Source organism: Cupriavidus nantongensis (assembly GCF_001598055.1).
Taxonomy (GTDB): domain Bacteria; phylum Pseudomonadota; class Gammaproteobacteria; order Burkholderiales; family Burkholderiaceae; genus Cupriavidus; species Cupriavidus nantongensis.
This window is the reverse complement of record NZ_CP014845.1, coordinates 771141-789186: the sequence shown is the minus strand read 5'-3', so window position 1 is coordinate 789186 and position 18046 is coordinate 771141. Positions and strand designations below refer to the sequence as shown.

Below are 18046 nucleotides of genomic sequence, written 5' to 3'. Positions count from 1 at the left end.
CAACCCGCGGCGGTGTGGCGGATGCGCTTTCCTATAATTTCGCGAATCGCGGCCGGGCTGGTTGCATCGGTCCTGCCGCCCGCGGCCAAGCGCTGCGATGCCCTTGCGTGGCCGCATCGCGCCTTGCCACACCATGCGCCGAGAGGATCGCCAGCGAGCAGCGGTCCCCTCGCCTGATCATCGCCGGCGTCCCGGCCATTCCCGCATCCGACGAGATTCCGCCATGAGCAACGTTTCACGGCTCGCACTGGGCCTTGCGCTCGCAGCGCTATGCCACCTGATGCCAGCCACCCTGCCCGCCGCGATCGCGGCGCCGGCATCCGAGGCCGCCTCCGCCACCGAGGCGCAACAGCCCCCCGCCCTCACGCATGCCGAAGCCACCGCCGAACTCAAGCGCCTGCAGACCGAGCAGGACCGCATCAAGCAGCAGGCCTCCGATCCCGACGGCACCACCAAGCTCGACGAGCTCGACCACGACCTGCACAAGCTCGATGCCGACGTCGATAGCCTGAGTGCCGCGCTGGCGCCGCAGCGCGACCAGTTGCAGGCGCAGCTCGACGTGCTCGGCCCGCCGCCGTCGGACGGCATCACCAGGGAAGCCCCGGCAGTGGTGCGGCAGCGCGCCGAGCTGAATGCGCGGCGACTGCAACTCGATGCGCAGCTCAAGCAGGCGGCCGAGAGCAAGGAGAACATCGCCAACCTGAGCGGCCAGATTGCCCGGCTGCAGCGCAGCCAGATGAAAGACCAGCTGGCGCTGCGCTCGGAAAGCATCCTGAACCCGCAGTTCTGGAAGCCGATGGTCAGCCCCGCCGCCGAGGACCGCGCGCGCATGGCCGCGTTCATGGACCAGGTGGTGCCGATGGGGCAGCTGGCGTGGCAGCCGTCGCAGCGCGCCGCCACCATCGCGCTGCTGCTGCTCGCGCTGGGCGTGTGGCTGCTGGGCAAGCGCCTGGCCGAACGCGCGCTGGCCTGGTTCTGCCTGAACAAGCTGCCGCCGACGCGGCTGCGGCGCAGTGCGCTGGCGCTGGCGACCACCATCGCGACCGTGGCCACCACGGGGCTGGCGGTGCAGATCGTCTACAACGCCTTCACCCGCAACTATGAACTGCCGCCGGACCTGATGACGCTGTACGGCGGGCTGGTCAAGCTGACCCTGACCAGCGCGCTGATCGCCGGCCTCGGGCGCGCGCTGCTGTGCACGCGCCATCCGTCCTGGCGGCTGCCCGCGCTGGCCGATCCCGTGGCGCGGGCGATGAAGCCGTTCCCTGCGGTGCTGGCCGGGCTGTTGCTGCTGGCGGGCACGCTGGAACAGCTCAACCGCATTGCCGATACCAGCGTGCAGGTCACGCTGCTGGGGCGCGGGCTGGTCTCGCTGGTGGTGGTGCTGACCATCGGCGCGGCGCTGCTGCGCGCCAACCGCGTGCGCAACGAGCTGGCCGCCGCCGGCGAGCAGCCCGAGGCGCGCGCCACGCTGGCGGGCATGATCCACGCCGGCGTCACGCTGATCGTGATCGTGTCGATGGTGGCGCTGCTGGCCGGCTATATCAGCTTTGCGCGCTTTTTGACCTATGAGCTGGTCTGGTTCGACATCGTGCTGTGCAGCCTGTACCTGCTGACACAGGTCACGCGCGACTTGTTCGAAAGCCTGTTCTCGACCCAGCACACCAGCGGCCAGGTGATCAAGCAACTGTTCGGCGTCGACGATGCGCGCCTGGAGCAGGCCGCCACCATCCTGTCCGGCATCGGCGCCAGCCTGTTGCTGCTGCTGGCGGTGGTGGCGCTGCTGACCGGCGGCTTCGGCACCACCCCGGCGGACCTGGTCGACAGCCTGGTCACCGTGCTGGGCGGCGAAAAGCTGCGCAGCCTGAACATCATGCCCGAGCGCATCCTCAATGCGCTGGTGGCGCTGGGCGTGGGCATCTGGCTGCTGCGCACGGTACGGCGCTGGCTCGATGCGGAACTGCTGCCCAAGCTGTGCATGGAGCCCGGGCTGCGCGCGTCGCTGATCACGCTGTTCAGCAATGTCGGCTACGTGCTGCTGGTGCTGCTGACGCTGTCGCTGCTGGGCGTGCGCTGGGACAACCTGGCGTGGATCGTCAGCGCGCTGTCGGTCGGCATCGGCTTCGGCCTGCAGGAGATCGTGAAGAACTTCGTGTCCGGGCTGATCCTGCTGACCGAGCGCCCGGTCAAGGTGGGCGACATGGTCAGCATCGCCGGCGTCGAGGGCGACATCCGCCGCATCAACGTGCGCGCCACCGAGATCCAGCTCGGCGACCGCTCGACCGTGATCGTGCCCAACTCGCAACTGATCTCGCAGAACCTGCGCAACGTCACCATGAGCAACAGCACCCAGGGGGTCGCCTCGCTGCAGCTCACCTTCCCGCTCAACACCGACCCCGAGCAGCTGCGCGACCTGCTGCTCGACGTCTACCGCGAGAACGAAAGCATCCTTGACGTGCCGGCCCCGTCGGTGATGTTCAGCCAGCTCGCCCCCAACGGCATCACGCTGTCGGTGACCGGCTATGTCGGCAGCCCGCGCATCGCCGCGAACACGCGCAGCGACCTGCTGTTCGAGATCCTCAAGCGGCTGCGCGCCGCGGGCATCTCGCTGTCGGTGCCGCAGTCGCTGCGGCTGGAAAACATGCCGCCGTTCGGGCCGGAACCGGAGCGCGCGCTGGCGACCGGCTGATGGCCGGCGGCAGGGCCACCTGCCTGGCCGCTACAACTCGGCCGCAGCCGCGGCATCTTCCACCGCCACCGCCACCAGCCAGCGGCGGATCACCTGCTCTTCCTGCGCCGTCAGGCCCGCCGCCAGGCGGGTCTCGTTGGCCATGACGCGTTCGCGGCACTGGCCCAGCAACACCTTGCCCTGCGCGGTCAGCGCGATGGTCTGGATGCGGCCGTGCACCGGATGCGGCGCGCGCTCGATATGGCCCGCCTTTTCCAGGTTGCCGACGATCACGCTGACGGTCTGCGGCGTCAGCAGCGCCAGCCGCGCCAGGTCTGCACCCGACAGCCCCGGATACGCGCCCAGCATGGTCAGCACCACGAACTGCGGCGGCGTCACGTTCAGGTCGGCCAGCGCGCGCTCCATGCGCAGCCGGTTGGCCGCGCTGGCCTGGCGCAGCAGGTAGCCCAGGTGCCCGCTCTCGCCGCGCTTGCCTTCGCCCGGCGCGGGCACGGTAGCCGCGGTCGAGGCCGTGGCGCCGCGTTTGGTCGTCGTCTTGCGCATAATGTCAGAACTCTTATATTATGTTCGTGCTCTGATATTAACCCAGTTCTGTCCAAGGAGGCCCGGAATGCCAGACCCGCATGCCAGCATGACGTTCGATTCATTCACCCGCGCCGCCCCGGGCGTGTACGCGGCGTTGCGCGCGCTGGGCACCGCCGTGGACGACTCGGGGCTTGAAAAGCCGTTGACCGAGCTGGTCAAGGTGCGCGTGTCGCAGCTCAACGGCTGCGCCTTCTGCCTGCAGTTCCACCTGAACCTGGCGCGCCGGCATGGCGTCGACGCGCGCAAGCTGGACCTGGTCGCGGTGTGGCGCGAGGCCGGCGTCCATTCCGCGCGCGAGCAGGCGGCGCTGGGCTGGGCCGAGGCACTGACGGTGCTGAGCGCCAGCGCGGGCGCGGGTGCCGAACACGCCCGCCAGCAAGCGCTGGCGCAGGTGCGGGAGCATTTCAGCGAGAGCGAGATCCCCTACCTCGCCGCTTCGATCGCCGCGATCCAGGCATGGAACCGCATTGCCGCCGGCCTGCAGTTCCCGCCGCCGCCCGCCGAAGCGGCAGGGAGCGCAGCATGAAAGCCGCCACCGCCCCCAACACGGAACTCCGCCATGTCGACCATGACACCGAGGTGGCCGCCTGCTTTGCGCTGATGCGGCAATTGCGCCCCCACCTGGCCTCGCCCGAGGAACTGGTTGCGCGCTGGCGCCGCCAGGCGGCGACGGGCTATCGCCTGCTGGTGCTGTGGGACCACGGCAACCCGGTGGCGCTGGCCGGCTGGCGCCTGCAGGAGAACCTGGTGCGCGGCGTGCACGCCTATGTCGACGACCTCGTCACCGACGCGGACGCGCGCAGCAGCGGCTACGGGCAGCAGGTGATGGACCGGCTCAAACACGAGGCGCGCCAGGCAGGTTGCCGCGCGCTGGTCCTCGATACCCCGCTCGTCAACGTGCTGGGCCACCGCTTCTACTACCGCAATGGCCTGCTGGCGAGCGCGCTGCACTTCCATTTCCCGCTTGAGGACAACCACCGATGACTACCTTGCTTCATCTCAGCGCCAGCAGCCGCGGCGATGCCTCGAACAGCCGGCAGGCCGCCGCGCGCCTGCTGGGGCAGATCGGCGGCACCGGTTCGCTGCGCGTGATCGAACGCGACCTGGCCCGCCAGCCGCTGCCGCATCCGGATCGCGCCACCGTCGAAGCCAGCCTGATGCCGCCCGCGCAGCGCGGGCCGGCCGAGCATGCCGCGCTGGCGCTGTCGGAAACGCTGATCGCCGAACTGGAGTCGGCCGATGCCGTGCTGATCTCCACGCCAATGCACAACTTCACCGTGCCGTCGGCGCTCAAGGCATGGATCGACCTGGTGGTGCGGCCCAACCGCACCTTCCGCAATACGCCGGCCGGCAAGGTCGGCATGCTGGCGGACCGGCCGGTGCTGGCGGTGGTCTCTTGCGGCGGCCCGTTCCGTGACAGCCCAGGCAGCCAGCAGGATTTCCTGACGCCTTACCTGAAGTATGTGTTCGCGGCGATCGGCATCACGCAGGTGGAAGTGATGCGCATGGAACGGATGAACTGGGGCCCGGACTTTGCGCAGATGGCGCTGGACAGCGTGCGGGTGCCGGCAGGCTGGCCGCGGGAGACGGCATCGGCCTGAGGCGGCGCTGCCGGCGCACGAAGCAGCTGCATGAGATATTCTCTTGGAAAGATTGTCTGTTTTAATATATTCTCCAAACGAGAATATCCAGATGACCTCTTTTCCGCCCGCCGCATCCGACCGCCGATGGAACTGGCTGAACTCGAAATCTTCCGCGCCGTAGCCACCGAGCAAAGCATCACCCGTGCCGCGCGCCTGCTGGACCGGGTGCAGTCCAACGTCACCACGCGCGTCAAGCAACTGGAAGAAGCGCTCGGCGTGGCGCTGTTCCAGCGCGACAGCAAGCGCATGCTGCTGACGCCCGAGGGTCACCGGCTGCTCGCCTATGCCAACCAGATGCTGGCGCTGGCGGAAGAAGCGCGGCAGTCGGTGCAAGGCGCCGCGCCGTCGGGCCGGCTGCGCATCGGCACCATGGAAAGCGCGGCCGCCAACCGCCTGCCGATGCCGCTGGCGCGCTTCCACGCGGCCTGGCCCGGCGTGGAAATCGAGATCCGCACCGGCACCACGCGCGCGCTGGTCGATGCCGTGCTCGACCACCGGCTCGATTGCGCCGTGGTCGCGCATCCGGGCGAAGGACCGGCGCGCGCGGCCGACCTGGACGAACTCGCCCCCGGCCTGGAAGGCACCTACCTGTTCACCGAGCACCTGCAGCTGGTGCTGCCGGCCAGCCATCCCAAGGTGCGCGGGCCACAGGATGTGGCATTGCGCCGCCTCGCCGCCTTCCCGAAAGGCTGCACCTACCGCCAGTGCGCGGAAGCCTGGCTGGCGCAGGGCGGCGACGACATGCGCCAGCGCCTGGCCATCACCGAGATGCCGTCGTACCACGCCATGCTGGCCTGCGTCAGCGCCGGCACCGCGATGGCGATCCTGCCCCGCTCGCTGCTGGCGCTGCACCGCGACGCGGTCGACGTGCAGACCGTGCCGGTGCGCGCGGTGCACACCTATCTCGTCAAGCGTGCCGGCTATGCCACGCACGCCTGCGACGCCTTCGTGCGCGAACTGCGCGACGGCTGACCCCGCCGTTCCCCCTCGCCGCACCATCGCCATCGACCCTGCCAAGGAGCGCAAATTGACCCACTCCACTTCCACCGCTGACCGGCTGCCACTGTTGCGCAGGCTTGGCATCCGCACCCCGATCATCCAGGCACCCATGGCCGGTGTCAGCACGCCCGCGCTCGCCGCAGCCGTCACCAATGCCGGCGGGCTCGGTTCGCTGGGCGTGGGCGCCATGGATGCCGAAGCCGCGCGCAAGGCCATCCGCGAGACCCGCGCGCTGACCAGCGGCCCGTTCAACGTCAACGTGTTCTGCCATGCGCCCGCCGTAGCCGACGCCGCGCGCGAGCAGGCCTGGCTGGCCTATCTTGCGCCGCGCTTTGCCGAATTCGGCGCGACCCCGCCGGCGGCGCTGCGCGAGATCTATCGCAGCTACGTCAACGACGAAGCCATGCACGCGATGCTGCTGGAGGAACGCCCGGCCGTGCTCAGCTTCCATTTCGGGCTGCCCGATGCGGGCCGGATCCGCGCGCTGCGCGACGCCGGCATCGTGCTGCTGGCCAGCGCCACCTCGCTCGCCGAGGCGCGCGCGATCGAGGCGGCCGGCCTCGACGCCATCGTCGCGCAAGGCATCGAGGCGGGCGGCCATCGCGGCGTGTTCGACCCGTCCGCCGTCGACGAAGGCCTGGGCACTTTCGCGCTGGTACGGGTGCTGTCGACGCAGACCCGCCTGCCGGTGATCGCCGCGGGCGGCATCATGGACGGCGCCGGCATCGCCGCGGCACTGGCGCTCGGCGCACAGGCGGCGCAGCTCGGCACCGCGTTTATCGCCTGCCCCGAGACCGTGGCCGACGGCCCCTACCGCGAGGCGCTGCTGCAGGCACGCAAGCCGACCGTGCTGACGCGGGCCATTTCCGGCCGCCATGCGCGCGGCCTGGCCAACCGCTTCACCGAGCTGGGCGCCGCAGCCGACGCGCCCGCCACGCCCGACTACCCGACCGCCTACGATGCCGGCAAGGCCCTGCACGCCGCCGCCAAGGCGCGCGGCAGCGCCGACTTTGCCGCGCAGTGGGCCGGCCAGGCGGTGCCGCTGGCCCGGGCACTGCCGGCGGCGGAGCTGGTCGCGGCGCTGGCCGGCGAGCTTGCCGCCAGCGCGCGCGGGCTGGGGTCGCTGGCCGAAACGCTGGGATAAGCGGTTTCGGACACCGCCGTCTTACCGCGTCTTACACCGGGTTAAAATAGGCAGGTCTTAAAAGCCGCGGTTACAAACCTAACAAGTCGACCCGGGGCCCGAAACACCTTGAGCGCCGCTTTGCGTCCATCATTCAGGAACACAAGCTGTGCATGACAAGGAGTTCGAAATGCGCCCCTCCACCCGCATCGTCGCCGCGGCGGTCCTGGCCGCGACCCTGGTAGCCGCCGGATCCGCCTCCGCGCGCGGCCGGCACCACCACCATGGCGGCTCCAACGCCGGCGCGGTGCTGGCGGTCGGCGCGCTGGCGGGCCTGGCGCTGGGCGCCATGCTGGCCTCGGGACCGGTGGTGGCGGCACCGGTCGCGCCGCCGCCCGTCACCTACGCCCCCGCGCCGGTGTCGTACGCGGCGCCGGCGGTACCGCCGGGCTATTGCTACCGCGACTACGACCGCGCCTATGTGCCGTGCGGCCCGCAGCCTTCCGGCTACTACCGCGAGGCGCCGTACTACGGCTACTGAGGCCTGCCGCCATGCCGGTCGACCGCGACTATTTCGCCGGCCTGTACGGCCGCAACGAAGATCCCTGGGGCATAGGCACGCGCTGGTACGAAGCGCGCAAGCGCGCCCTGCTGCTGGCCACGCTGCCGCGCGAGCGCTTCGCCCGCGCCTTCGAGCCCGGCTGCGGCGGCGGCCACCTGAGCGTGGCGCTGGCGCCGCGCTGCGACGCGCTGGTGGCAATGGAGCTGGCCGAGAGCGCCGCCGAACAAGCGCGGCAACGGCTGGCGCCGTTCCCGCACGCACGCGTGCTGACCGGCGAACTGCCGCAACAGTGGCCGGAGGGCAGCTTCGACCTGATGGTGTTTTCCGAACTGGGCTACTACTTTCCCAAGCCAGACTGGCACGAAGTCGCCGCCATGGCCGCAAGCGCGCTGGCTGACGACGGCGTCATCGTCGCCTGCCATTTCCGGCATCCGTTCGCGGAGCAGCAGATCACCGCGCAGGCGGTTCATGAAGCGATCGGCGCGCAGCGCGGGCTGTATCGGCATATCCGGCACGAGGAGCCGGATTTTCTGCTGGAACTTTGGACCAGGCAGTTGGAGATGCGGCTGGCGTAGGTGACTGCGGTCGTCAGGAAAGAGAAATGCCCCATGCAAGCGGCTACTTGCATGGGGCGTTGTCTTTGGAGCAATTGCCAGGCACACCGGTCCTCGATCGACCGCTTGGTTACTCCCTCTCCCGCTTGCGGGAGAGGGTTGGGGTGAGGGCCGGCGTATCGACGAAGTGATGCGCGTCGGTATGCCAGTGCCTGCCCTCTCCCCCGGCCCCTCTCCCGCAGGCGGGAGAGGGGAGCAAACCAGCGGTTCAACAATTACACCGGCACATCCCGAGTCGGATCCGGCTTGCGATCATCGAACCAGCGATACAGCGTCGGCACCATCACCAGCGTCAGCAGCGTCGACGTAATCAGCCCGCCGATCACCACCACCGCCAGCGGCCGCTGAACCTCGGAGCCGGGGCCGGTCGAGAACAGGAACGGCACCAGGCCCAGCATGGCGATGGTCGCGGTCATCATCACCGGGCGGAAACGCTGGGTCGCGCCCTGCACCACCGCTTCATCGAGCGACAGGCCCGAGTCGCGCAGCGTGCGGATGTACGACACCAGCACCACCCCGTTCAGCACTGCCATGCCCCACAGCGCGATAAAGCCCACCGACGCCGGCACCGACAGGTATTCACCGGTGACGAACAGCCCGATGATGCCGCCGATCGATGCGAACGGCAGCACCGTGATGATCAGCGTGGCGAAGCGCAGCGAGTTGAACAGCAGGAACAGCAGGAAGAAGATCGCGGCGATGGTGACCGGCACGATGATCTTCAGGTGGCCCATGGCGCGTTCCATGTTCTGGAACTGGCCGCCCCACTCGAGGTAGTAGCCTTCGGGCAGCTTGACCTTGGCGTCGGCGGCCTGCTGCAGCTCGGCGACGAAGCCGCCGAGGTCGCGGTCCTTCACGTTGATCATCACCACCACGCGGCGCTTGGCCATTTCGCGGCTGATCTGCGCGGGACCGTCGTTGACCTCGATGCGGGCCACGCTCTGCAGCGGTACCTGCATGCCGTCGGGCGTGTTCACCAGCAGCTGGCGGATCGCCTGCACGTTGTTGCGGAAGTCCTCCGGCAGCCGCACCGCCGCCGCAAAGCGGCGCTCGCCCTCGAAGATGTCGGTGGCGCGCTTGCCGCCGATGGCGATCTCGATCACGTCGTGGATGTCCGACACGTTGAGCCCGTAGCGCGCAATCGCCTGGCGGTCGATCTCGATCGACAGGTACTGCTGGCCCGACACGCGCTCGATGCGGATATCCTGCGAGCCCTGGATGCCGCCGGCGACGCGGGCGATCTCGCCCGCCAGCTCGCGCAGCTTGTCCAGGTCATCGCCGAACACCTTCACCGCCACGTCGGAACGCACGCCGCTGACCATTTCGTCGACGCGGTCCGAGATCGGCTGCGCCATCACGATCTGCACGCCCGGGATGGCCTTGAGCTTTTCGCGGATGGCGTTGGCGATATCGTCCTGGGTCCAGCCGTCGGGCCACTCGTCGCGGTCCTTCAGGCTGGCGATCGGGGTCGATTCGTTCTGGCCCTGCGGGTCGGCCGGGCTTTCGCCGCGGCCCACGCCCGACACCACCGACTTCACGCCCGGCACGCCCAGCACCAGCTTGTTGGCTTCCTTTTCCAGCTTGATCGACTCTTCCAGCGAGATGTTGGGCACGCGGTCGATCGCGGGCACGATCGAGCCTTCCTTCATCTCGGGGATGAACGAGGTACCCAGCAGCGGCACGATCAGCAGCGTGGCGACGAACGCGGCCACGGCGCTCAGCACGGTCTTGCGGCTGTTGCCCAGCGCCCAGTGCAGCAGGCGCAGGTAGTGGCGCTTCATGAAGGCGATCAGGAAGGTGTCATGCTCGGCGCCGCCCTTGAGCAGGTACGACGACAGCACCGGCGACAGCGTCAGCGACAGGAACAGCGAGATCGCCAGCGCAATCGAGATGGTGAACGCCAGCGGCGCGAACATCTTGCCTTCCATGCCCGACAGCGTCATCAGCGGCAGGAACACCAGGATGATGATGCCGACGCCGACGATCACCGGCGTGGCCACTTCCTGCACCGCCTTGACCAGGATCTCGGTCTTGGTCAGCCCGGGTTCCTTGTGGCCGAGCCGCTCGAACGCGTTCTCGACCACCACCACCGAGCCGTCGACCATCAGGCCGATGGCGATCGCCAGCCCCCCCAGTGACATCAGGTTGGCCGACAGCCCCGCCTCGTTCATCACCATGAAGGTCAGCAATGGCGTCAGCACCAGCGTGGCCAGCACGATGATCGACGAACGCACGTCGCCCAGGAACAGGAACAGCACGATCACCACCAGCACCACGCCTTCGAGCAGCACCTTGGTCACGGTCCACAGCGCCGCGTCGACCAGTTCGCTGCGGTCGTAGTACGGCACGATCTGCAGCTTGCCCGGCAGCATGCCGCGCTCGTTGATCTCGGCCACGCGGGCCTTGACGCGGCTGACCACTTCCTTGGCATTGCCGCCGCGCATCATCATGACGATGCCGCCGACCGCCTCGGTCTGGCCGTTCTTGACCAGCGCGCCCTGGCGCACCTCATGGCCGATGGTGACGTTGGCCACATCGCGCAGGTAGACCGGCGTACCGTTGACTTCCTTCAGCACGATGCTGCCGAGGTCCTCGACGCCCTTGGCCAGGCCGACGCCGCGGATCAGGTACTGCTCGGCGTAGTGCGGCAGCACGCCGCCGCCGGAGTTGGCGTTGTTGCGCGCGAGCGCCTCGTAGACCTGCTGGATCGACACGCCGTAATGGCGCATGCGCTCCGGGTTGACCAGCGCCTGGTACTGGCGCACGTAGCCGCCCTGCGAGTTGATTTCGGCCACGCCCGGAATCGAGCGCAGCAGCGGGCGCACCACCCAGTCCTGGGCGATGCGGCGCTCGGCCAGCTCTTCCTGCGTCAGTTCGCGGTTGCCGTCGTCGGCGCGGTCCAGCGTGTACTGGTAGACCTCGCCCAGGCCGGTCGAGACCGGTCCCAGCACGGGCGTGACGCCCTCGGGCATGCGCCCGCCCACTTCGATCAGGCGCTCCATCACCAGCTGGCGCGCGAAGTACACGTCGGTGGCATCGGTGAACACCAGCGTGATCAGCGACAGGCCCGCCTTGTTCAGCGAGCGCATCTCTTCCAGCCCGGGCAGGCCGGTCATGGCCATTTCCACCGGCACGGTGACAAAACGCTCGACTTCCTCGGGCGAGCGGCCCGCGGCCTCGGTGGCGATCTGCACCTGCACGTTGGTCACGTCGGGGAACGCATCCACCGACAGCTTGGTGGCTGCGCGCAGGCCGAAGAAGAACAGCACCACGGCAATGACGCACACCACCAGCCGCTGCTTGATGGCGGCTTCGACTAGGGATTTCATCATGGCCGCTTACCCTTGCTCGAGGCGCTTGCGCTCGTTGTCCAGGTGGAAGGCGCCCTCGACCACGATGCGGTCGCCGGCCTTCACGCCGTTCTGGACCACGCGCATGCCATCGCTCTCGGCGCCCAGCTTGACGCGGGTCAGGCGGTACTTGTTGCCCGGCATCTCGACATAGACCATTTCGTCATTGCCATCGCGCACCACCGCCGCCGCCGGCACCACCAGCTGGTCGACCGGCTTGCCCGCGATCAGCATGCTCGCCAGCATGGCGGGCTTGAGCCGGCCCTCGCGGTTCTCCAGTTCGGTGCGGACCAGCACCGTGCGCGACTGCGGATTGACCGTGCGGCCGACGTAGATCAGCTTGCCGGTAATGGTCTGGCGCCCGGCGCCGTTGGCCAGCGACGGCACCTCGATCTCGACGCTCTGGCCTTCGGCCACCTGCGCGGCCTGCTGCTCGGGCACCTCGGCCACCACCCATACACGCGACAGGTCGGCCACGGTGTAGAGCGCGTCGGCGGGCTGCACCACCTGGCCCTGCGCCACGTTGCGCTCGACCACGGTGCCGCTGATGCTGGAATACACCGGCGAGTGCGAGTTGATGCTGCCGCTCTTGGCCAGCTGGGCGATCGAGGTTGCCGACATGCCCAGCACGCGCAACTGGTCGCGGTAGGCGCGCATCTCGGCCGAGGCGATCGCCAGTTCGCTCTCGCGGCGCTGCAGTTCGCCGCGGCCGATCACGTCGGCGGCAAACAGCTGGCGCGCGCGCTCGGCGTTGCGGCCCTGCAGCTCGGTCTGGGCCTCGCTCTTCAGGAACGCCATCTGCGCCGCGCCCAGTTCGCTGCTGTGCAGGCGCGCCAGCACCTGGCCGGCCTTCACTTCCTGGCCCAGCGTGGCATAGAGGTCGGTGACGCGGCCGGTCACGCTGGCGCCGATGCGCGACACGCGCTGCTCGTCGAAGTCGATGCGGCCGGCCACGCGCAGCATCTCGCTGAACGGGGAGGTGGCCACCGGGGCCACCTTCAGGCCCTTCTGCAGGTTGCCCTCGGGCTGGATCACGCCGGGCGGCAGCTTGGGCGCTTCGGCGACCGGCTCAGGTTTGTCGGAACAGGCCGCCAGGCTGAACGTCAGGACGGCGGCGGCCGTCAGCGAAAGCAGGAAATTGGGACGCATGGTTATTTCTGTTCGATGTTGGACGTCGGCTGCAGGCCAGGGGCAGCGGTGGCGCCCGGGGCGGTCGACATAAGCTTTTCGATCTGGATCGCGGCCAGCTGCAGGTCGTACTGCGCGGCGATCAGCTCATTGCGCGCGCCACGCAGCACACGCTGGGCATCGAGGTAGTCCAGGATGCCGCGCTCGCCGAAGCGGTAGGCGGCCTCGGCCACGCCCAGCGCCGACTCGGCCTCGCGCACGATGCCGGACTCCAGCGCGGTCACCTGGGCCTGGTTGATCTCGTACTGGCGGTAGGCCGCTTCCAGTTCCTGCGTCAGCTCGAACTCGCGCATCTCCAGCGCGCTGCGCGCCTGCGTGGCCTGCGCGGTGGCTTCGCCCACCGGGCCGCGGCGGCGGTCCCACAGCGGGATGGTCAGGATCAGGCCGATCTGCGAGACGTTGTTGTCGGGCTGGCGGTCGGTGCTGGCGCGCAGCGCCACTTCCGGCCAGCGCAGCGACTTCTGGTAGTCGACGCCCAGCTGCGCGCGCTCCAGCTCCATGCGGCGCTGGACCAGTTCGGCGTTGCTGGCGGTCATGGTGTCGCGCAGCGCCGGCAGCGGCGGCACGTCGGGCGCCTGGCCCAGCGTGCCCGCCAGCGAAAACTGCGCCGGCATGGCGCCGCCCACCTGCTGGCGCAGCGCGGCCTTGGCCTGGTTGACGCGCAGCTCGGCGGTCTGCTGGCTCTTCTGCGACGCCAGCAGTTCGGTCTCGGCCTTGATCAGCTCGTAGCGCGGGGCCTCGCCCACTTCCACGCGCAGGCGTGCGCGCGAATGGATCTGGCGCATCATCGCCAGGTCTTCCTCGGCGGCGTGCAGCTCGCTCTCGCGGCGCAGCACGTCGTAGTAGGCGGTCTTCACGCGCGCGGCCAGGTCGGCGCGGAAGCCCTGCCGCACCGCCTGCGACGATTCCAGCCCGCGGGTCGCCATGGCCTCGCGCAGGCTGCGCTGGTGCGGGTAGTCGAACTTCTGCACCACCGCATAGCTGGGCGCATTGCCGCTGGCCACGCCCGGCTGCTTGCCGGACATGCGGCCATACATCACCTCGACCTGCGGATTCGGATAGGCGCGGGCGCTGCTGATGGCGGCGCTGGCCGCATCGACATTGGCTTCGGCGGCGGCCACGCCCTTGTTGGTGGACTGGGCAAGGTCGAGCAGTTGCGGCAGCGAGTAGGCGGGTCCTTCGGCGGCGGCGCCGGCAGGAGCGGTCTTCGGTACGGCGGCGGCCGCCAGGATGGCGGCGCCCGGCAGCGGCGCGGCAGCCGGCTTGGACAGCGGTGCGCGGGCCACGGGCGCGGCACCGGCCAGGTCTGTCGCCTTCGCGGACGTGCCGCCTTGGGCGCCGGCCTGGGCCGGGGCCGCGGCAAGCGCCATCAGCGAAAGCGACGCGATCAGGGTCAGCTTGGTTGTTGTCATGAGTCGGGAAAGCAAGCGATACGTCTGCCTCTCGCCACGCTGCCGCCCGTCCCGGGTGACGCCGTCACGGGGACGCAGTCACGGCAGGACGCACAACGGCGGCGGCATGCCCGCGCGGTCAGGCGGCAGGCAGGCTGGCGATATCAGGCAAAGGGGCGCGGCCCGCGGCCGGGCGGCTGCATGCGGCAGCGCACGGTGCGGGCGCAGGAAAGCGGTCAGGCCAGGGCTATGGGCGGCCGGAAGAAGGCCGAAGGCGGCGGGTCGGCGCGGCCGGGCGGGCGCTGGGCCACGTCGCCGCTGGGTAGCAGCAGCTTCACCGGCGGCAATGCGAACAGCGCACTGGATTCCTCGATCTCGTCGAGCAGGTCGAGCGGATCGAGCAGGTCGGCCGACCAGATATTGCAGTACCCGGGGGGCGGGTCGTCGCAGATATCGTCGTCGTGCAGCCCGTCGTCGCCGGGCACCACGAGGCGGCCCAGATCGTCGACGGGCTGTGCGGCCGCCATGTCGATCAGGTCCACCCCCGCGGGCTGCGGCCCCGGCAACGCCGCGCGCGCGTCCGCCGCTGCTCCAAAGGAGAGCAGCGACAGGCACATGGCAGTCAGCAGCAGGAACAACAGTCGCATTGGGTCGGGGGCATTGACGGCATCGCCCGGGGCCAAGGGTGTTGCGCGGCCGCCAGGGATGCTGCAGGACAGCATTGTAACTGAACGATTACGATTGACAGGGAATCGTTACGTTCGTTCCCTTGCTGTAGAGAGATCGCGCGTCTTTCACGTCTTTCAGACTTCTCCCCCTCCCCCGCCTTTGCCCGTCTCCGTAGGCTTCTTTCACTCTTCGGCCCAGCGGCTAAGGGTCTATCGTCTGCAATTTCGTAATACAGGAACGAGTGACAAATGAGCGCTATAATTGCGTATTACCCAATGTCGGAGCCACTCATGCAAGGCACGACCCTGTCATTCCGCGCAGGCGAAGAACTGGCCGAGCAAACCCGCGCGCTGGCGACGGCCGCGGGCCAGAAAACGTCGGACTACATCCGCGACGCCGTCCGCGAGAAAAACGAGCGCGAGATGGCCATGCGTATCGCGATGCTTTCGCACAAGTTAGGGGCGAAGCACCTGGCGGCCAACGAAGAGATGGACGGCACCGCCGGAGACGGCCTTGCTTAAGCTGAGGCGGGGCCAGGTCTGGGAGGTCGATTTCAATCCCCAGACCCACCGGGAAGAGCCGGCCAAGCGCAACCGGCCAGCGCTGGTGCTGCAGACCGACCTGCTCAACGACGCCGGCCATCCGACTACGATCGTCGTGCCCGGGACATCGCAGATCGAGCCCGAGGATTGCTTTCCACTGCGCGTGGCGCTGGGAAGGCTGCCGGGCCTGGCTCATGAAACGGACTTGTTGATCGACCAGGTTCGCGCGATATCCAATCGCCGCTTCATGGGCAGCCGGCCGGTGGCTACGCTGGCGCCCAATCACCTGCGCAAGGTGGAAGAGGCCATGCGCCTGCTGCTGCGGCTATAGGCCTTGCCGCGACGCAGAACGCCCTACACCACCCTGAACCCATGCGTCCCGTCGCGCTCCAGTTGCGCGATCAGGCCGAATTCCCAGTCCAGGTAGCCCTGCATCGCCTCGCGCGGGTTGTCGGTGCCTTCATAGGGACGGCGATAGCGGTCGGTGCGGTCTGAGGCCAGGCGCGTCTCGCCGTTCTCCAGCGGCAGCCCCGCGGCGATCCAGGCCTGCGTGCCGCCTTCCAGCACGAACACCTCCGCATCGGTCAGGCGCCGCAGGTCGGCGGCGGCAAAGCGCGCCAGCAGGCTGCTGGCGCAGGTCAGCACATAGCGCTGCGGCCGCGGGATGCGGGCCAGCGCGTCGGCCAGCTGGGCGCGAATGACAAAATACGCGCCCGGGATATGGCGCCTGACGTAGTTGGCGCTGGTGGTGAAATCCAGCACGGCGGTGCTGCCGTCGCCGGCATCCAGCCATGCAGCCAGCTGCGCCGTGCCGACGCTGGCGACGGGCGCCGGCGTTGGCACCGGCGCGGCCACCGCGCCGGTTTCGCTGCGCGCCGACGCGGCCACCGGTTCCACCACCCAGACCTCCCAGCCCATCTGCGCCAGCCAGGATCCCGTCATGCTGGCACGCACGTCATCGTCGTCGGCCAGCACGATGCGCGCGCCGCGCACCGGCGCGCTGTGGTCGGTTTCCTGCACCAGCTGTCCGCCCGGCGCATTGACAAAGCCCGGCAGATGACCGTCGGCGAATTCCTCGGGCGTACGCACGTCGAAGCGGTACACCGTGCGGCCGGGCGACTGCAGCGTGTCCAGCTGCGCCAGCGCAATGCGCCGCACGCCGGCCCGGTCGGCGATCTCGCGCGCGCCGCGGCGGGCGCTGTCGAGGTTGGCTTCACTGACGGCGGCGGGGGCACGGCGGCTGGCGCCATGGTCCAGTTGCTGGCCGGCCAGGGTCCAGCCGATGGTGCCATTGCGCAGTGCCGCCACCGGGTTCGGGATACCCGCATTCACCAGCGACTGCGTGCCGATGATGCTGCGCGTGCGGCCCGCGCAGTTGACGATCACGCGCGTGCGCGGATCGGGGGCGAGCTCGCGCACGCGCAGCACCAGCTCGGCGCCCGGCACGCTGGTGGCGGTCGGGATGCTCATGGTTTGATATTCGTCGAAGCGGCGCGCATCGACGATCACCACATCGGCCCGGCTGTCGATCAGTGCCTGCACTTCCTCGGCCGCCAGCGACGGCGTATGGCGCGCGGCTTCGACCACTTCGCCGAACGACTTGCTCGGCACGTTGACGTCGCGGAACACCTCGCCGCCGCCATCGATCCACGCACGCAGTCCGCCCTCCAGCAGATGCACGCGCGTATAGCCCAGCCCTTGCAGCACGGCCGCCGCGCGCGGCGCGAGGTCAGCGCCGGCATGGTCGCCGTAGATAACGACCAGCGTATCGCGGCGTGGAATGCGCGCCCACGCGTCCAGTTCCAGCCGCGACAGCGGGAAGTTGGCGGCCCACAGCGGGTGCTGCTGCGCGAAGGGATCTTCCTCGCGCACGTCGATCAGCGCGATCTCGTCGCGGTTGCGCAAGGCGTTGCGCACGGCTTCGGGAGAAACCGTCGGAAAGGCCGGCGTGGTTGGCGTAGCGGAAACGTTGGTCATGACTGGGCAAGTTCGCGGGAGCGGTCCCACAGGTTGGGCAGGGTCTGGTTGGAATAGCCGGAGACAAAGGGCTTGCGGGTGCCGTCCTCGGCATAGACCGAGCGGCGCACCGCGCCGATATTGGCGCCGTAGACATGGATGCTGACCGAGACGCGGTCGTCGTAGACGTTGTTGACGCGATGGATATCGCCCACGGCCGGCGACACGGCTTCGACCTGCCCTGGCAGCAAGCGCACGCTCGCGCCGCTGGCGACGGGGCGCCCGGCAGCGTCGAGCGCAAAGGCCTGCGCATCCTCCGCGCCGCGCAGCATGCCGATCAGGCCCCACACGGTGTGGTCGTGGATCGGCGTGCGCTGGCCCGGTCCCCAGACAAAGCTGACGATGGAAAAGCGCTCGGCGGAATCGCAATGCAGCAGGTGCTGCTGGTAGTACTGGGGGTGCGGCTGGGCCCACGCCTCGGGCAGCCAGTCGTCGCGCGCCACCAGCGTCGCCAGCAGCGCTCCGCCTTCGCTCAGGATGCGGGGCTCGTCCGGATGCTGGTCGAGCAGCGCCGCCAGGCCGGTGATGAAATCGCGCAGCGGCGCCAGCGCGTCGGGATCGGGGGAACTGCCCATGGGAATGCTCCGGAGTGTCTCGTTGTGGTTGCCGGCCGCCGGGGCCGGCCGCGCGGCCCTCTGCGGGGCGCTGGCCCCGCAAACATAGCACGGCAGGCGC

At 69.2% G+C, this 18046-nt stretch carries 17 protein-coding genes; 10 read left to right on the top strand and 7 right to left on the bottom strand.

The window, feature by feature from the left end:
* The first annotated feature begins 223 nt into the window (after positions 1-223).
* Entirely contained in the window at positions 224-2689 is a 2466-nt protein-coding gene (locus A2G96_RS24805) for a DUF3772 domain-containing protein (protein WP_062802851.1), read from the top strand.
* A gap of 30 nt (positions 2690-2719) precedes the next feature.
* Here the strand turns inward: A2G96_RS24805 and A2G96_RS24800 are convergent, their stop codons facing one another.
* On the bottom strand, positions 2720-3232 hold the full coding sequence (locus A2G96_RS24800; RefSeq protein ID WP_062802850.1) for a MarR family winged helix-turn-helix transcriptional regulator: 513 nt from the start codon (positions 3230-3232) through the stop codon (positions 2720-2722).
* Between the two features lie 67 nt (positions 3233-3299).
* On the opposite strand from A2G96_RS24800, the gene A2G96_RS24795 reads away from it, so the two are divergent.
* From A2G96_RS24795 to A2G96_RS24765, 7 genes are all read left to right on the top strand, one after another.
* The gene (locus A2G96_RS24795) at positions 3300-3800 is read left to right on the top strand and encodes a carboxymuconolactone decarboxylase family protein (RefSeq protein WP_062802849.1); all 501 of its coding nucleotides are present in this window, start codon (positions 3300-3302) and stop codon (positions 3798-3800) included.
* Positions 3797-4258: a GNAT family N-acetyltransferase gene (locus tag A2G96_RS24790; RefSeq protein WP_062802848.1), complete on the top strand. Its 462-nt coding sequence runs from the start codon at positions 3797-3799 to the stop codon at positions 4256-4258. Before A2G96_RS24795 ends, A2G96_RS24790 begins: the two co-directional genes overlap by 4 nt.
* Complete coding sequence (locus A2G96_RS24785) at positions 4255-4875, top strand: FMN-dependent NADH-azoreductase (RefSeq protein WP_062802847.1); 621 nt, start codon at positions 4255-4257, stop codon at positions 4873-4875. Before A2G96_RS24790 ends, A2G96_RS24785 begins: the two co-directional genes overlap by 4 nt.
* 126 nt (positions 4876-5001) lie before the next feature.
* On the top strand, positions 5002-5889 hold the full coding sequence (locus tag A2G96_RS24780; protein WP_062802846.1) for a LysR family transcriptional regulator: 888 nt from the start codon (positions 5002-5004) through the stop codon (positions 5887-5889).
* Between the two features lie 55 nt (positions 5890-5944).
* Positions 5945-7060, top strand: coding sequence for an NAD(P)H-dependent flavin oxidoreductase (locus A2G96_RS24775; protein WP_062802845.1), 1116 nt, complete (start codon positions 5945-5947; stop codon positions 7058-7060).
* Between the two features lie 169 nt (positions 7061-7229).
* Positions 7230-7580 carry a hypothetical protein gene (locus A2G96_RS24770; protein ID WP_062804128.1) on the top strand — a complete coding sequence of 117 codons (351 nt, stop codon included), beginning with the start codon at positions 7230-7232 and terminating at the stop codon, positions 7578-7580.
* A gap of 11 nt (positions 7581-7591) precedes the next feature.
* Entirely contained in the window at positions 7592-8176 is a 585-nt protein-coding gene (locus tag A2G96_RS24765; protein ID WP_062802844.1) for a methyltransferase domain-containing protein, read from the top strand.
* A gap of 254 nt (positions 8177-8430) precedes the next feature.
* Here the strand turns inward: A2G96_RS24765 and A2G96_RS24760 are convergent, their stop codons facing one another.
* The 4 genes from A2G96_RS24760 to A2G96_RS24745 all read right to left on the bottom strand — a co-directional run bounded on the left by A2G96_RS24760 (position 8431) and on the right by A2G96_RS24745 (position 14791).
* Positions 8431-11547 (bottom strand): efflux RND transporter permease subunit, encoded by a 3117-nt coding sequence (locus tag A2G96_RS24760; protein ID WP_062802843.1) that lies wholly within the window; start codon positions 11545-11547, stop codon positions 8431-8433.
* 6 nt (positions 11548-11553) lie between these two features.
* Positions 11554-12714: an efflux RND transporter periplasmic adaptor subunit gene (locus tag A2G96_RS24755; protein WP_062802842.1), complete on the bottom strand. Its 1161-nt coding sequence runs from the start codon at positions 12712-12714 to the stop codon at positions 11554-11556.
* Between the two features lie 2 nt (positions 12715-12716).
* Positions 12717-14165, bottom strand: coding sequence for a TolC family protein (locus tag A2G96_RS24750; RefSeq protein ID WP_062802841.1), 1449 nt, complete (start codon positions 14163-14165; stop codon positions 12717-12719).
* A gap of 215 nt (positions 14166-14380) precedes the next feature.
* The gene (locus A2G96_RS24745; protein WP_062802840.1) at positions 14381-14791 is read right to left on the bottom strand and encodes a hypothetical protein; all 411 of its coding nucleotides are present in this window, start codon (positions 14789-14791) and stop codon (positions 14381-14383) included.
* A gap of 312 nt (positions 14792-15103) precedes the next feature.
* On the opposite strand from A2G96_RS24745, the gene A2G96_RS24740 reads away from it, so the two are divergent.
* Positions 15104-15334 carry a hypothetical protein gene (locus tag A2G96_RS24740; RefSeq protein ID WP_062804127.1) on the top strand — a complete coding sequence of 77 codons (231 nt, stop codon included), beginning with the start codon at positions 15104-15106 and terminating at the stop codon, positions 15332-15334.
* A complete protein-coding gene (locus tag A2G96_RS24735; RefSeq protein ID WP_062802839.1) occupies positions 15327-15686 on the top strand; it encodes a type II toxin-antitoxin system PemK/MazF family toxin in 360 nt (119 codons plus the stop codon). The genes A2G96_RS24740 and A2G96_RS24735 overlap by 8 nt, the downstream gene beginning before the upstream one ends.
* 23 nt (positions 15687-15709) lie before the next feature.
* Here A2G96_RS24735 and A2G96_RS24730 read toward each other — a convergent pair whose 3' ends face one another.
* Positions 15710-17332: a rhodanese-related sulfurtransferase gene (locus tag A2G96_RS24730; RefSeq protein ID WP_062802838.1), complete on the bottom strand. Its 1623-nt coding sequence runs from the start codon at positions 17330-17332 to the stop codon at positions 15710-15712.
* A complete protein-coding gene (locus A2G96_RS24725; protein ID WP_062802837.1) occupies positions 17329-17946 on the bottom strand; it encodes a cysteine dioxygenase family protein in 618 nt (205 codons plus the stop codon). Before A2G96_RS24725 ends, A2G96_RS24730 begins: the two co-directional genes overlap by 4 nt.
* Positions 17947-18046 lie beyond the last annotated feature (100 nt).

Coding starts and splice junctions, on each gene's coding strand:
- A2G96_RS24760 (WP_062802843.1), bottom strand. CDS start 11,547: ATGATGAAATCCCTAGTCGAAGCCGCCATCAAGCAGCGGCTGGTGGTG.
- A2G96_RS24795 (WP_062802849.1), top strand. CDS start 3,300: ATGCCAGACCCGCATGCCAGCATGACGTTCGATTCATTCACCCGCGCC.
- A2G96_RS24800 (WP_062802850.1), bottom strand. CDS start 3,232: ATGCGCAAGACGACGACCAAACGCGGCGCCACGGCCTCGACCGCGGCT.
- A2G96_RS24730 (WP_062802838.1), bottom strand. CDS start 17,332: ATGACCAACGTTTCCGCTACGCCAACCACGCCGGCCTTTCCGACGGTT.
- A2G96_RS24745 (WP_062802840.1), bottom strand. CDS start 14,791: ATGCGACTGTTGTTCCTGCTGCTGACTGCCATGTGCCTGTCGCTGCTC.
- A2G96_RS24740 (WP_062804127.1), top strand. CDS start 15,104: ATGCAAGGCACGACCCTGTCATTCCGCGCAGGCGAAGAACTGGCCGAG.
- A2G96_RS24750 (WP_062802841.1), bottom strand. CDS start 14,165: ATGACAACAACCAAGCTGACCCTGATCGCGTCGCTTTCGCTGATGGCG.
- A2G96_RS24785 (WP_062802847.1), top strand. CDS start 4,255: ATGACTACCTTGCTTCATCTCAGCGCCAGCAGCCGCGGCGATGCCTCG.
- A2G96_RS24755 (WP_062802842.1), bottom strand. CDS start 12,714: ATGCGTCCCAATTTCCTGCTTTCGCTGACGGCCGCCGCCGTCCTGACG.
- A2G96_RS24770 (WP_062804128.1), top strand. CDS start 7,230: ATGCGCCCCTCCACCCGCATCGTCGCCGCGGCGGTCCTGGCCGCGACC.
- A2G96_RS24790 (WP_062802848.1), top strand. CDS start 3,797: ATGAAAGCCGCCACCGCCCCCAACACGGAACTCCGCCATGTCGACCAT.
- A2G96_RS24725 (WP_062802837.1), bottom strand. CDS start 17,946: ATGGGCAGTTCCCCCGATCCCGACGCGCTGGCGCCGCTGCGCGATTTC.
- A2G96_RS24765 (WP_062802844.1), top strand. CDS start 7,592: ATGCCGGTCGACCGCGACTATTTCGCCGGCCTGTACGGCCGCAACGAA.
- A2G96_RS24780 (WP_062802846.1), top strand. CDS start 5,002: ATGGAACTGGCTGAACTCGAAATCTTCCGCGCCGTAGCCACCGAGCAA.
- A2G96_RS24805 (WP_062802851.1), top strand. CDS start 224: ATGAGCAACGTTTCACGGCTCGCACTGGGCCTTGCGCTCGCAGCGCTA.